Annotated in this window: 12 protein-coding genes and 1 pseudogene; 6 read left to right on the forward strand and 7 right to left on the reverse strand. The window is 72.4% G+C overall.

The features are described from left to right. The first annotated feature begins 22 nt into the window (after positions 1-22). Both ACWGIG_RS18545 and idi read left to right on the forward strand, forming a co-directional pair. Positions 23-1,258 carry a GNAT family N-acetyltransferase gene (locus tag ACWGIG_RS18545; protein WP_453322698.1) on the forward strand — a complete coding sequence of 412 codons (1,236 nt, stop codon included), beginning with the start codon at positions 23-25 and terminating at the stop codon, positions 1,256-1,258. A gap of 143 nt (positions 1,259-1,401) precedes the next feature. Then, complete coding sequence (idi, locus tag ACWGIG_RS18550; protein WP_453322686.1) at positions 1,402-2,004, forward strand: isopentenyl-diphosphate Delta-isomerase; 603 nt, start codon at positions 1,402-1,404, stop codon at positions 2,002-2,004. A gap of 15 nt (positions 2,005-2,019) precedes the next feature. On the opposite strand, the gene ACWGIG_RS18555 is transcribed toward idi, so the two are convergent. Continuing rightward, positions 2,020-2,574, reverse strand: coding sequence for an ATP-binding protein (locus ACWGIG_RS18555; RefSeq protein ID WP_453322687.1), 555 nt, complete (start codon positions 2,572-2,574; stop codon positions 2,020-2,022). Positions 2,575-2,688: 114 nt separating this feature from the next. Then, positions 2,689-3,411: an HdeD family acid-resistance protein gene (locus tag ACWGIG_RS18560; RefSeq protein ID WP_453322688.1), complete on the reverse strand. Its 723-nt coding sequence runs from the start codon at positions 3,409-3,411 to the stop codon at positions 2,689-2,691. A gap of 94 nt (positions 3,412-3,505) precedes the next feature. Between ACWGIG_RS18560 and ACWGIG_RS18565 the strand changes: the two genes are divergently transcribed. After that, positions 3,506-4,321, forward strand: coding sequence for an enoyl-CoA hydratase/isomerase family protein (locus tag ACWGIG_RS18565; RefSeq protein ID WP_453322699.1), 816 nt, complete (start codon positions 3,506-3,508; stop codon positions 4,319-4,321). 33 nt (positions 4,322-4,354) lie between these two features. On the opposite strand, the gene ACWGIG_RS18570 is transcribed toward ACWGIG_RS18565, so the two are convergent. The 3 genes and pseudogenes from ACWGIG_RS18570 to ACWGIG_RS18580 form a co-directional block, all read right to left on the reverse strand. Further along, positions 4,355-4,990: a DJ-1/PfpI family protein gene (locus ACWGIG_RS18570; protein ID WP_453322689.1), complete on the reverse strand. Its 636-nt coding sequence runs from the start codon at positions 4,988-4,990 to the stop codon at positions 4,355-4,357. Positions 4,991-5,082: 92 nt separating this feature from the next. Then, entirely contained in the window at positions 5,083-5,991 is a 909-nt protein-coding gene (locus tag ACWGIG_RS18575) for a GlxA family transcriptional regulator (RefSeq protein WP_453322700.1), read from the reverse strand. 210 nt (positions 5,992-6,201) lie between these two features. Next, positions 6,202-6,327 (reverse strand): annotated as a pseudogene (locus ACWGIG_RS18580) (GlxA family transcriptional regulator); the annotation flags it as partial. Between the two features lie 185 nt (positions 6,328-6,512). Between ACWGIG_RS18580 and ACWGIG_RS18585 the strand changes: the two are divergent. The 3 genes from ACWGIG_RS18585 (at position 6,513) to ACWGIG_RS18595 (ending at position 10,158) form a co-directional block, all read left to right on the forward strand. Continuing rightward, positions 6,513-7,385, forward strand: a complete 873-nt coding sequence (locus ACWGIG_RS18585) for an SCO6745 family protein (protein ID WP_453322690.1) — start codon at positions 6,513-6,515, stop codon at positions 7,383-7,385. Between the two features lie 108 nt (positions 7,386-7,493). Next, positions 7,494-7,628 (forward strand): LPFR motif small protein, encoded by a 135-nt coding sequence (locus ACWGIG_RS18590; protein ID WP_453322691.1) that lies wholly within the window; start codon positions 7,494-7,496, stop codon positions 7,626-7,628. A 109-nt stretch (positions 7,629-7,737) separates the two neighbouring features. After that, positions 7,738-10,158: a Tex family protein gene (locus tag ACWGIG_RS18595; protein WP_453322692.1), complete on the forward strand. Its 2,421-nt coding sequence runs from the start codon at positions 7,738-7,740 to the stop codon at positions 10,156-10,158. 133 nt (positions 10,159-10,291) lie between these two features. On the opposite strand, the gene ACWGIG_RS18600 is transcribed toward ACWGIG_RS18595, so the two are convergent. Both ACWGIG_RS18600 and ACWGIG_RS18605 read right to left on the reverse strand, forming a co-directional pair. After that, entirely contained in the window at positions 10,292-11,935 is a 1,644-nt protein-coding gene (locus ACWGIG_RS18600; RefSeq protein WP_453322693.1) for an ABC-F family ATP-binding cassette domain-containing protein, read from the reverse strand. A 408-nt stretch (positions 11,936-12,343) separates the two neighbouring features. Further along, positions 12,344-13,417, reverse strand: coding sequence for an oxidoreductase (locus ACWGIG_RS18605; RefSeq protein WP_453322694.1), 1,074 nt, complete (start codon positions 13,415-13,417; stop codon positions 12,344-12,346). Positions 13,418-13,716 lie beyond the last annotated feature (299 nt).

A 13,716-nucleotide genomic window follows, 5' to 3' on the forward strand; every position in this document is an offset into this window, starting at 1 on the left:
CCACGTCATCTTCGACGCCTTCATGACGCTGCACCGCGGCCTGCCCAGGCAGAGCCCCGGTTCCGACGCCACCACCCGGCGTTTCCTCTCCCTCGCCTCCCTCGCGGGGCAGCTCCCCGAGCAGCCGCGCGTCCTCGACCTGGGCTGCGGCCCGGGCCGGGCCGCGCTGCTGCTGGCCGCCGAGTGCGGTGCGCGGGTCACCGCCGTCGACCTCTACGAGCCGTTCCTCGACGAGCTCCGGGAAGCCGCCGGGGCCCGTGGGCTCGGCGACTCGATCCGTACCGTCAACGCCGACATGGGCACGCTCGAAGGCCCCGCCTTCGAGGACGGGTCGTACGACCTGGTGTGGGCCGAGGGAGCGGCGTACAACATCGGCTTCGACACCGCCCTGGCGCGGTGGAAGCGGCTGCTCGCCCCCGGCGGCGTGCTGGTCGTCTCGGAGGTCGAGTGGACGGCCGAGCAGCCTTCCGAGGGGGTGCGCGCCTTCTGGGACCCGCAGTACGCGATGGGCACCCGCGCCTCGAACACGGCTGCGGCCGTCGCCGCCGGGTACGACGTGCTCGGTACGTACCTCCAGCCGGAGAGCGACTGGGACGAGTACTACGGCCCGCTCGGCGCCCGCAACGAGTCCGCCGATCCGACCGCGCCCGGCATGTCCGAGGCCCTCGCCATGACCCGCGAGGAGATCGAGGTGCGCCACGAGTACGGGACGGAGTACGGGTACACGGGATACGTCCTGCGGCCCGCCGACCCGCGTTGGCGCACCCGTCCCGAGACCGCCGCCGACGTCGCGGCGGTCCACGCGGTCAACGCCGCCGCCTTCCCCACGGAGGGCGAGGCCGACCTCGTGGAGGCGCTGCGGAAGGACTCCGGCGCCTGGCTGGACGGCCTTTCGTACGTCGCCGAGGCTCCGGACGGGTCGGTCGCGGCGTACGCGCTGCTCACCCGGTGCCATGTCGACGGCGTCCCGGCGGCGGCGCTCGCACCGGTCGCGGTGGCCCCCGGGTTCCAGCGGCAGGGGGCCGGGGCCGCGGTGACTCGGGCCGTGCTCGATGCGGCGCGCGCCGGGGGCGAGCGGCTCGTGCTGGTGCTCGGACACCCGGAGTACTACCCGAGGTTCGGGTTCGCGCCCGCCTCCGGGCTGGGCGTCCGGCCCGGTTTCGAGGTGCCCGACGAGGCCATGATGGCGCTCGTGCTCGACGACTCGGCAGTGCTGCCGCGCGGCGAGATCCAGTACCCGTCGGCATTCGGGGTCTGATCGCACGCTGAAGTGGGAAGTCCTGCCCCTGTCGCGTCCGCGGCGGGGGCAGGACCTTTTTACGCCCCCGGTACGGCCGAAGTACGGACAAGCGGCTTTTGTACGGCAGACTTGGCAGCCGAGAACCGAAGCGAAGGATGGTTATGCCGACCACACCAGCCACCGCGGCGAACAGCGCTCGAAACGGATCCGCCGGCGAGAGCCCGGAGATCCTCCTCGAACTGGTCGACGAGAGCGGCAACACCATCGGCACCGCGGAGAAGCTCTCCGCCCACCAGCCCCCCGGGCAGCTGCACCGCGCGTTCTCCGTCTTCCTCTTCGACGAGGCGGGGCGGCTGCTGCTCCAGCAGCGCGCGCTCGGCAAGTACCACTCCCCCGGCGTCTGGTCCAACACCTGCTGCGGCCACCCCTACCCGAACGAGGGCCCCTTCGCGGCAGCCGCCCGGCGTACGTACGAGGAGCTGGGCGTCTCACCCACGCTGCTCGCCGAGGCGGGCACGGTGCGCTACAACCACCCGGACCCGGCGTCCGGGCTGGTCGAGCAGGAGTTCAACCACCTCTTCGTCGGGCTGGTGCAGTCGCCGCTGCGGCCGGACCCGGAGGAGGTCGGGGACACCTCGTTCGTGACGCCGCAGGAGCTGGCCGAGCAGCACGCGAAGGACCCGTTCTCGGCGTGGTTCATGACGGTGCTCGACGCGGCGCGGCCGGCGGTGCGGGAGCTGACCGGGGACGCGGTGGGCTGGTAGCAGGCCGGTCCGGAATCAGTTGGCCGCGGTGAGCGGCAGGGCCGCCCAGATGACCTTGCCGCCGCTCGCGGTGTGCTCGACGTCGCAGACACCGCCCGCATCGCCCGCGATCTCCCGCACGATCAGGAGTCCGCGCCCCCCGGTCTGCGCGTAGTCCGTCTCCAGCGGCTTGGGACGGTAGGGGTGGCTGTCCTCGACGGAGACCCTGATCCACTCGGCACCGATGGCCACTTCCACGGCCAGTTCCGGGGAGAGCAGCGCCGCGTGCTTGACGGCGTTGGTGACCAGTTCGGAGACGATCAGCAGCAGTCCCTGCACCAGGTCGTCGGAGGCAGGCACGCCCTGGCGCCTGATCAGGTCACGTACGGCGTGCCTGGCCTGCGGCACGGAGACGTCGACCGCCGGGGCGGTGAACCGCCAGACGCCTTCGTAGGCCCGCGGAGGTTCCACGGAATCCCCCGCCCCTGTTGCCGGTGGGGCGGCGACGGCCCTGGCCGCGCCGCCGGTGGGTGGGGTGCTCCCACGGCTCTCCCTCATCGGGCTCCCGCCCTCACGCTCGGTCGTCACCACGGTCCGAGTCTTCGGGGCGGAGCGGTCCGTACCAGCGCACCGATCAGAAGTCGGCGGTAATCGACGCTTTGCGACCGGATCTGCAACCACCGGGGGCGGTTGCAGATCGTTTCTTCATGGGTTGGGCGACCGGTCCTGATCTTCGGGCTTGCTGAAGCCGGGCCTGCCGGTGGGCCGTTCCGGCGTGACCGCACCTGCTGCTCCCGCCGTACCGGCGGCGCTCGCGGCATCCGCGGCCTGGGGCTCGTCCGGCGCTTCGGACGTCTCCGGCTGCATCGCCTCCGACACCAAGGTGACGACGCGGCGTCCGCCGACGCCGATCGAGACCAGGCCGAGCCCGTCGAAGAGCAGGGCCAGCGAGAAGAAGGTGCCGAGCACGTACAGGCTGGAGTGCGGCCAGTCGAAGAGCACCAGGATGCCGAGCAGCAGGCCGAACGCGCCCTGGACGAGGGTCCACCCGAACTGTGGACCGCGCACCACCACGCTGCCGACCACCCGGAAGAGTCCACCGGTCAGGAACAGCAGGGCCGCGAACATGGTCAGCGCCTCGGCGGTGCCGACCGGGTTGCGGATGACGACGACGCCGGCCGCGATGTTGAGGGCCGCGACGACGACGCCGAGCCAGAAGAAGTTGGTGCCGCGCGACTGGACGGCCTGGAGCAGGCCGACGAGTCCGCCGACCAGGAGCAGCCAGCCGAAGAGCACCATCGAGGTGAGGGTGGCGAAGCCGGTGTAGACGAGCCCGACGAGTCCGCCGATGACCAGCAGAATGCCGAGGAATGCCAGCCAGCCGAAGTTCCGGCTCAGTTTCTTGCTCTCGCGGGTCGGTTCCACCATGTGAGCGCTCCTCGGTCGGGCCCCGTGCCTGCCTCGCCCCCCCGGTGCCCCGATCATAGGTTCGGGTGAGGCATATAGCATCCGGCGCATGCAGCTGTCTCCCCGGGTGAATCACACCGTCGTCGACTCCGTAGCCACGGTCGTGCTCAGCAATCCCGCCAAACGCAATGCGATGACGGCCGGGATGTGGCGCGCCCTGCCCCCACTGCTGGAGCGGCTGGCCGCCGACCGGGAGGTGCGGGCGCTGGTCCTTGTGGGTGACGGCGCCACCTTCTGCGCCGGGGCCGACATCTCCTCGCTGCGCGAGCCGGAGGACGCGGGTGCGGGTCCGGATGCGGCAGGAGTCGGGGACGGGGACTCGGGCGGTTCCGCCGGGAGGACGACGCAGGAGCTGGCCGTACGGGCCGAGGAGGCCCTCGCGGCCTTTCCGAAGCCCACGCTGGCGGCCGTGCGCGGGTACTGCGTGGGCGGCGGGAGCCAGCTCGCGGCAGCCTGCGATCTGCGGTTCGCGGAAGAGGGGGCGCTCTTCGGAGTGACCCCGGCGAAGCTCGGGATCGTCTACGCGTCCTCGTCGACGCGGCGCCTGGCGGCACTGGTGGGACCGTCGGCCGCCAAGTACCTTCTGTTCTCCGGTGAGTTGATCGACACGGAGCGTGCACTGCGCACCGGCCTTGTCGACGAGGTACTGCCGGAGGGCGAACTCGCCAAGCGGGTGGCCGAGTTCACGCGCGTACTGGTGTCGCGGTCGCAGCTCACACAGGCGGCGGCGAAGGAGTTCGCGGACGGCCGCACCGACCGGGACGCCTACTGGGCGGAGCAGCAGCGCGGCAGCGGCGACACCGCCGAGGGTGTCGCCGCCTTCCTGGAACGGCGTGTGCCGCACTTCGAGTGGAACGCACCGGAACGGTGAACCAGCTTGCGCCACCCGTGGGTTGAGTGACCGTCAGAGTTCTGCGTGGCGGCTGTTGGCGCGCCAGTACTCGACCAGGTCGGCCGGGGCCTTCTCCGGGGAGCCCGCGTCGTACGGCGGCTGCGGGTCGTACTCGGTGAGCAGCTGGATCGTCTGCGCGGCGCGTTCGCCCGCGATCTCCCCGACCAGGGTCAGTCCCATGTCGATACCGGCGGAGACACCGGCCGCGGTGACGTACTTGCCGTCGAAGACGACCCGCTCCCCCGTGGCCTCCGAGCCGAGCCCGGCCAGGACCTCCAGCGCGAGCCAGTGCGAGGTGGCACGGCGGCCCTTGAGGAGTCCGGCGGCGGCCAGCGCGAGGGAGCCGGTGCAGACGGACGTGGTCCAGGTGGTGGTGGCGTCGACGGCGCGGAGCCAGCCGAGCAGGGCCTCGTTCTCCATCTGGTCCGCCTGGCCGGGACCGCCGGGGACGACCACGATGTCCGGGCGGGTCACCTCGGCGAACGTCTTGGTGGCGACGATCGAGAGCCGGCCCTGGTCGTTGACGACAGGACCGGCCTGCTCGGCGACGAAGAAGGTCTCCGCGCCGGGGAGGCGGCCGAGGGTCTCGTACGGTCCGACGGCGTCGAGGGCGGTGAAGTTCGGGTACAGGACGATGGCGATCTGCATGGTGCGGCTCCCTTTCGGGGTGGGTGGGTTCGGGGTGCGGAGAAGGTCCGGCGCGCGGAACGTGCTCAAGCGGGCCGGCGTGCGGAAATCGGTCAGTGTGCGGAAGCGCTCCGGAAGCGGCGGCGGTACTCGGCCGGGGCCGTGCCGAGCGCCTTGACGAAGGCGCGGCGCATGGCCTCGGGAGTGCCGTAGCCGCAGGTGCGGGAGATGCCCTCGACGCCGTCGGCACTGTCCTCCAGGAGGCGGCGGGCGTGTTCGAGGCGTACGCGATCGACGTAGCGGCCCGGGGTGGTGCCGGTCTCGGTCTGGAAGGCGCGGGCGAAGTGGCGTGGCGAGAGGCGGGCGCGGGCGGCGAGGCTCTCGACGCAGAGGTCGGCGGCCGGGTGCTCGGATATGTACTGCTGCACGTCACGGAGCGGTTCGCGCTGCGCGGTCTGGGCGGCGAGCTGGGCGCTGAACTGGGCCTGGTTTCCCGGCCGTCGGAGAAATACCACCAGATGGCGGGCGATGTTCAGGGCGACGTCGCGGCCGTGGTCCTCCTCGACGAGGGCGAGTGCGAGGTCGATGCCGCTGGTGACTCCGGCGGAGGTGGAGACGCGGCCGTCCCGCACGTAGATGGCATCGGGGTCGACCTCGACCGCCGGGTGTTCGCGGGCGAGGCGGTCGGTGACCAGCCAGTGCGTGGCGGCCCTGCGCCCGTCGAGCAGTCCGGCCTCGGCGAGGAGGAGCGCGCCGGAGCAGACGGAGACGAGGCGCTCGGCGTGGGGCGCGTACGTACGCAGCCAGTCGACGAGCCGGGGGTCGGGGCTACGGGTGGCCTGGCCGCCGGGAACGAGGAGGGTGAGACGGGGCACGGAAGCGGAAGCAGTAGCGGGGGTGGGGCCGGAAGCAAGGGCGGGGCCGGGGGCGGGGCGGGCGTGGTCCGGACCGGCAAGCCCGGGACCGGAAGACACCGGATCGGAAGTCCCCGGGCCAGAAAGCACCGGGCCAGAAGGCACCAGGCCGGAAGCCCCCGGACCAGAAGGCACCAGGCTGGAGAGCCCTGGGCCAGAAGTACCCGGACCAGCAACCACCGGGCCAGAAAGCACCGGGCCCGAGAGCCCTGGGCCGGAAGTCGGCGGGGGGTCCTTGGGGCCGGCTGGGTGTCCGGATCCGGCAGGTGCGTCCTTCTCGCGGGCGGGCGTCCCGGCAGTGGTGAAGCGGGGCGCGAAGTCCGCGAGGCTGCCGTCGGGGACGAGGGTGAGGCCGCTGCCGGTGCGGACCGGGGCGCCGTCGAGCGAGGCGGTGCGGATCTCGTACGGAGTGTCCGTGGCGTGACCCGCGCCCGCGAAGACCTCCACGGGGCCGGTCACGTCGAGGCTCTGCACGTCGTCGAAGAGGACGACCAGAACGAGCGGCGGTGGCAGCGTCATGCCGCCATCCTTCCTGCCACGAGAGGGTGGCCGCAATGACGAGTTCCCCACCTTTCCTGCCATTGCGGCCCACCCCTTGCGGCGTACTAAGCAGTCGGTAACGTGCCCGTATGACTTCGAACTCTTCGCTGCCCGCCCGCGCGGGGCGCCGCTGCCACAACCCCCTCAACTCGCTTCACTCCACGGTCTACTTCTCGCCCGAGTACGCCGCGGAGCTCACCTCGCTCGGCATCGTCGACGAGGTGGCGCCGTTCATGGTGGGCCGGGTCGCGGCGCTGGGCACCGTCGGCCCCGGCGTCGTCGCCGCGGCCTTCTACAACTACAGCTACGACCTGATCGCCAAGGTCGTCCCCGCGGTGTGGGACATCGTGTCCCCCGAGGCCGTACTCGGGGCGCGCGTGCGGGCCGCCGACGCGGCGCTGCGGCGGCTGCTCGGGGACGAGATCCTCGCCTCCGAGGAGATGGTGGAGGCCGCGGGGCTGGCGCGGCGGGCGAGCGAGGCGTGCACCCGGCACGCCCGGCCGCTGTACGCGGCCCACGCCGACCTGCCGTTCCCCGAGGAGCCGCACCTGGCGCTCTGGCACGCGGCGACGCTGCTGCGCGAGCACCGGGGCGACGGGCACCTGGCCGCGCTGCTCACCACCGGGCTCGACCCGGTGGAGGCGCTGGTCAGCCACACCGCCACCGGCCGGGGCATGAACCCGGACTGGGTGCTGCGCACCCGCGGCTGGTCGCAGTCGGACTGGCAGGCTGCCGCCGGGCGGCTGCGCGGGCGCGGACTCCTGGACGCCGAGGGCGAGTTGACGGAGGCGGGCGTGGCGCTGCGGGCCGACCTGGAGGACACCACGGACCGGCTGGACCTGGCCCCGTACGAGCACCTGGGTGCGGCGGGCGTGGAGCGGCTGACGGAGCTGGGCCGCGGCTTCCTGATGACGGCGGCGGCAGCGGGGGCGTTCCCGGAGACGCTGCTCGGCAAGGGCTGAGGGCTGAGGCGGGGCCGTCCGGACGGAGGCCGGGGGCGGTCGCCCCGTTTGCCTCGGGCAGGGGCGGCAACTCGCACGGGGACCGTCCGTACGAGCGAGGAGGACCCCGTGTTCCGAGCCATTGCCGATGCCCTCCGTACCGTGGGCGGGGCCATCGCCACCGTCGTGACACTGCCGTTCCGGCTGCTCGCCAAGCTGTTCGGCGGGGCTTCGCGGAGCGGCGGTCGCACGCGACGCGCATGACCGGTACGCCGCGCGGACGACCGGCACGGCAGAATGCAGGTGCACCTCGGCGACATCGGCGCGAGGTGCACCATGCACTGCCCGCAGGAGAAGGCGAGTCGGTAACACCGTGACGACGTCCATCGAAAGCATCGAAAACAGGATCGCCGGGGAACTCGGCGTCAAGGACCGGCAGGTCAGGGCCGCCGTCGAGTTGCTCGACGGCGGCTCGACCGTGCCGTTCATCGCGCGCTACCGCAAGGAAGCGACCGAGATGCTCGACGATGCGCAACTGCGCACGTTGGAGGAGCGGCTGCGGTATCTGCGGGAGCTGGAGGACCGCCGCTCGGCGATCCTCGATTCCGTACGGGAGCAGGGCAAGCTGGACGCTGCCCTGGAGGCGCAGATCCGGGCGGCCGAGACGAAGGCCCGGCTGGAGGACATCTACCTCCCGTTCAAGCCGAAGCGGCGTACGAAGGCGCAGATCGCGCGGGAGGCGGGGCTGGCTCCGCTGGCCGAAGGGCTGCTCGGCGACCCGTCGGTGGACCCGCTCGTGGCGGCTGCCGCCTTCGTCGACGCCGACAAGGGCGTGGCGGACGCGGCGGGTGCGCTGGAGGGTGCGCGGGCGATCCTGACCGAGAAGTTCTCGGAGGACGCGGACCTGATCGGCGAGGTGCGCGAGCGGATGTGGACGCGGGGCCGGCTGGCGGCGAAGGTGCGCGAGGGCAAGGAGGAGGCGGGCGCGAAGTTCGCCGACTACTTCGACTTCGCGGAGCCCTTCACGGCGCTGCCCTCGCACCGCGTGCTGGCGATGCTGCGCGGCGAGAAGGAGGACGTGCTCGACCTGGTCCTGGAGCCGGAGGAGCCGTCCGATGAGCCGGGCCCGAGTGCGTACGAGCGGATGGTCGCGCGCCGCTTCGGGGTCGCGGACCGTGGGCGCCCGGGTGACAAGTGGCTTGCGGACACGGTGCGTTGGGCCTGGCGGACCCGGATCCTGGTGCATCTGGGGATCGACCTGCGGCTGCGGCTGCGCACCGCGGCCGAGGACGAGGCGGTACGGGTCTTCGCGGCGAACCTGCGCGACCTGCTGCTGGCCGCACCGGCCGGGACGCGGGCGACGCTGGGCCTGGACCCCGGGTTCCGTACGGGCGTGAAGGTCGCGGTGGTGGATGCGACGGGCAAGGTCGTGGCGACGGACGTGATCCACCCGCACGTGCCCGCGAACCGGTGGGACGAGGCGCTGGGGAAGCTGGCGCGGCTCGCGCAGGAGCACGCGGTGGAGCTGGTCGCGATCGGCAACGGAACGGCTTCCCGGGAGACCGACAAGCTGGCCGGTGAACTCATCGCGAAGCACCCCGAGTTGAAGCTGACGAAGGTGATGGTCTCCGAGGCGGGCGCTTCGGTGTATTCCGCTTCGGCCTTCGCCTCGCAGGAACTGCCGGACATGGACGTGACGCTGCGCGGGGCCGTTTCCATCGCGCGGCGGCTGCAGGATCCGCTGGCCGAACTGGTGAAGATCGACCCGAAGTCGATCGGGGTCGGCCAGTACCAGCACGACCTGTCGGAGGTGAAGCTCTCACGGTCGCTGGACACGGTCGTCGAGGACTGTGTGAACGGGGTCGGGGTGGACGTCAACACGGCTTCCGCACCGCTGCTCTCACGGGTTTCGGGAATCGGCTCCGGGCTGGCGGAGAACATCGTCGCGCACCGGGACGCGAACGGTCCCTTCCGGTCGCGCAGGTCGCTCAAGGACGTGGCACGGCTCGGCCCGAAGGCGTACGAGCAGTGTGCGGGCTTCCTGCGGATCCGGGACGGGGAGGACCCGCTGGACGCGTCGAGCGTGCACCCGGAGGCTTATCCGGTGGTGCGGGCGATGGCGAAGTCGGCGGGCGCCGGTTCCCTCGTCGGGAACGTGGACGTGCTGCGGGGACTGCGGGCGGCCGACTTCGTGAACGAGAAGTTCGGACTGCCGACGGTGTCCGACATCCTGAAGGAACTGGAGAAGCCGGGGCGCGACCCTCGGCCCGCGTTCAAGACGGCCACGTTCAAGGACGGCGTCGAGAAGCTCGGCGATCTGGCGGCCGGAATGATCCTGGAGGGCGTCGTCACGAATGTGGCGGCATTCGGCGCCTTCGTGGACGTCGGGGTGCACCAGGACGGACTGGTGCATGTGTCGGCGCTGTCGAAGACCTTCGTGAAGGACCCCCGGGACGTGGTGAAGCCGGGGGACGTGGTGCGGGTGAAGGTGATGGACGTCGACATTCCGCGCAAGCGGATCTCGCTGACGCTGAGACTGGAGGACGAGGCTGGGGGTTCGTCGTCGCCCTCGTCGCGCTCCGGTGGAGAGCGTCCGCCGCAGCAGCGGCAGGGCGGGGGGAAGGGCGGCCGCGGCCAGGGGCAGGGCCGTGACGGCGGCCAGGCGCGGGGTGCGGGGGCGAAGCAGCAGCGGGGTGGCGGTGGCCGGCCGGCACCGGCGCCCGCTCCGGCGAACAGTGCGATGGCGGATGCGTTGCGGAAGGCGGGGCTGGCGGACCGGGGGAAGCGGGGCTGAGCGGGAGGGGCGGGGGCGGGGCCGCGGGCCCTCTCCCCGCCCCTTGCCTGAACCGGGGGCTTCGCCCTCTGGCCCCCGGGCCGGTTGGACGTGTGCGGGTTCGTTGTGGCTGGTCGCGCAGTTCCCCGCGCCCCTAGATGCTCGCCTCCGTGACGCGGCCCTCCGCGACCTCCAGGCGGCGCGTGGTCCGCACACCCTCCAGCATGCGCCGGTCGTGCGTGACCAGCAGCAGCGTCCCCTCGTACGACTCCAGTGCCGACTCCAACTGCTCGATGGCGGGGAGGTCGAGGTGGTTGGTCGGCTCGTCGAGGACCAGGAGGTTGACGCCGCGGCCCTGGAGGAGGGCCAGGGCCGCACGGGTGCGTTCGCCCGGGGAGAGAGTCGTGGCCGGGCGCAGTACGTGCTCGGCGCGCAGCCCGAACTTCGCGAGGAGGGTGCGGACTTCGGCCGGTTCGGTGTCGGGGACGGCCGCGGAGAAGGCGTCCAGGAGGGTTTCCGCGCCGTAGAAGAGACCGCGGGCCTGGTCGACCTCGCCGACGACGACGCCCGGGCCGAGGGTGGAGTCGCCCTCGTCCAGGGCCAGGCGTCCGAGCATGGCTGCCAACAGGGTTGACTTCCCCGACCCGTTGGCGCCGGTGATCGCCACCCGGTCAGCCCAGTCGATCTGAAGGGAGACGGGCCCGAAGGTGAAGTCGCCCCGGTGGACGGTGGCCTGACGCATCGTCGACACCACGGCTCCCGAGCGGGGGGCGGACGCGATCTCCATCCGCAGCTCCCACTCCTTGCGGGGCTCGTCGACCACGTCGAGGCGTTCGATCATGCGCTGGGTCTGGCGGGCCTTGGCGGCCTGCTTCTCGCTCGACTCGGTGCGCATGTTGCGGCCCAACTTGTCGCCGTCGGTGGACTTGCGGCGCGCGTTGCGCACGCCCTTGTCCATCCAGCCGCGCTGCATCTGGGCCCGGCCCTCCAGCGCGGCCTTCTTGTCGGCGAACTCGTCGAACTCCTCGCGGGCGTGCCGGCGCGCGGTCTCCCGCTCCTCCAGGTACGCCGCGTACCCGCCTCCGTACAGCTTGATCTGCTGCTGGGCGAGGTCCAGTTCCAGGACCTTGGTGACCGTACGGGTGAGGAACTCGCGGTCGTGGCTGATGACGACCGTACCCGCGCGCAGGCCCTTGACGAAGGTCTCCAGACGGTCGAGGCCGTCCAGGTCGAGGTCGTTGGTGGGCTCGTCGAGGAGGAAGAGGTCGTAGCGGGACAGGAGGAGCGAGGCGAGACCGGCGCGGGCGGCCTGGCCGCCGGAGAGGCCGGTCATCGGCTGGTCGAGGCCCACGGTCAGACCGAGGGAGGCGGCGACCTCGTCGGCGCGCTCGTCGAGGTCGGCGCCGCCGAGGTCGAGCCAGCGGTCGAGGCTGAGGGAGTAGTCGTCGTCCGCGCCGGGTGCGCCGTCGACGAGGGCCTGGGTGGCGGTGTCCAGGGCCAGCTGGGCGCCGGCCACTCCGGTGCGCCGGGCCAGGAAGTCCCGTACGGTCTCGCCCTCGCGGCGCTCCGGCTCCTGCGGGAGGTGGCCGACGGTGGCGGTGGGCGGGGAGAGCCGCAGCTCGCCGCCCTCGGGAGTGTCCAGGCCTGCGAGCAGCCGCAGGAGGGTGGACTTGCCCGCCCCGTTGACCCCGACGAGACCGATCACGTCGCCGGGGGCGACGACCAGGTCGAGGTCGGAGAAGAGGGTGCGGTCGCCGTGGCCGGCGGCGAGGTCTTTGGCGACGAGAGTTGCAGTCATGAGGGGGCGATCTTAATCGAGGTGGGGGCGCGGGGGCGCGGGGCGGTGCCGTCGCGGAGTGCGGTCGGGTCCTGGCTCGTCCGCCCGCGCGGGGCGGAATGCGCGGGGGCGGAGTGCGCGGGGCGGAATGCGGATGGAGGTGCGGCTGCGCGCGGCCGAGTGCCCCGGAGGTGGAGGGGCGGCTGCGCGCGGCCGAGTGGGTGGTGCGGGTTGCCTGCGGCGCCTGCCCCTCCCCGCCCCTCCCGCCCCTTCCCGCTGTGACATTTACCGCGCCGCCGCGTCGTGCTCGCCGCAGGGCGGTTCACGGCTCGCGCCGGTGGGGGCGGGCGTCCCGGGGCTGCGCCCCGGTGCACGGGCTGCGTCCGCGCGGCCTCACACGCCGGCCAAGCCGAGCGGGCCGCAGCCACCTCACCGGGCCATCGGCGTCACCAGTACACCGCCCATCGTCCGTGCCACGACGAAGGACCGTCCCCTCGTCGCCTTCTCGTCCAGTGGGATGCGGTGCTTGCCCGCCTCCAGCAGGCCTTCGAAGACGACCTGGGCGTGGGTACGGTGCAGACGGTCCTGGCGGTACGCGATCAGCTGCACCCGGCAGGCCGAGGTGACTTCCACGCCCGCCTCGTCGTCCGCCGCGACCAGACGGGTCAGGCGTCGGCGCTCCAACGGGCTGCGGTCCAGGGCGTGTTCTATCTGTGCGACCAGCAGCGGAATGATCGGGGCGAGGCCCTCCACGTACGCCGGTTCGACGCCCGCGCGGGCGAAGGCCGCCCGGACCGCCGCCTTCTCGTGCTCGGCGATCGAACGGCCGAAGGCCACCGCGCCGTACGTCCGGATCTCGACCGGCGGGACCCGGTCCGCGTCCTCGGCGATCTCCGCACCGATGTTGATCGTACGGAGGGCTGCCGCCAGCTTGGCGAGCACGGCGACGCGGCTGCCGATGAGCAGGACGCGGCGGCGGAGGGGCTGTCCGTCGTCCCCGTACAGCGCTCCGGAGTCCCCGACCACGCCCACGCCCGGGTCCGCCTCCGGGAGGAGCCTGAGGAGTTCGGCGCGGTACTGGTCCGCGTCGAAGCGGAACGGACCTATCCCGTGGTAGCCGTCGCGCTCCAGGTCGGCGGTCTCGGTGGTCTGCCAGGCGAAGTCGCGCCAGACGATGTCGGGGCCGTTCCGTTCGATGACGGCGGTGACCGCCCCGCATTCGAGGCCCTCGCACTCAGGGCAGCCGTAGATGACGTACCGGCCGTCGGGGAGCGGCGGGGCAGCTTCCAGGAGGAGTCTGCGGACGTGCGTGGTGAAGATGGCGGGCGGAACGTCGGAGGCCAGCGGGGAAACGGCGTCGAGGTCGGCGAGCTGGTGCAGGAGGGGGCGGCCGTCGACGATGAAGTCCATGAAGTCGCGGTGGACTTGGTAGGCACCGTTGACGAGTACTCCCCCGGCCCGCATTGCCGGAGCCAGCCCGAAGGTCGCGTGCGCGGCAGACATGGGGTGAGTATTCCCGGTGAAGGCCCGTTGTGCGCACGACATGGTGAATTCGACCGGCCGGGCTCGGGGTGGGCGGCTGCCGGGGCGCAGAGAGCGCCGGAAGCGGGACGCACAACGGGAATCGGAGGTCCTGCTCAGCACAGGCGCAGCGGCGGCGGAGCGCGGCCGGAGCGGACAGTTCACCGGCACGAGCCGGTGGCGGCATGCGCTGCCTGCGGCGCCCTCTCCCTCCCCGCCCCTCCCCGCCCCTTCCCGAAACCGCTGCGCGGAGCGCCCTCGGGTGGCGGACGGCGCTGAAG

This window comes from Streptomyces sp. NPDC054863 (genome assembly GCF_053610825.1).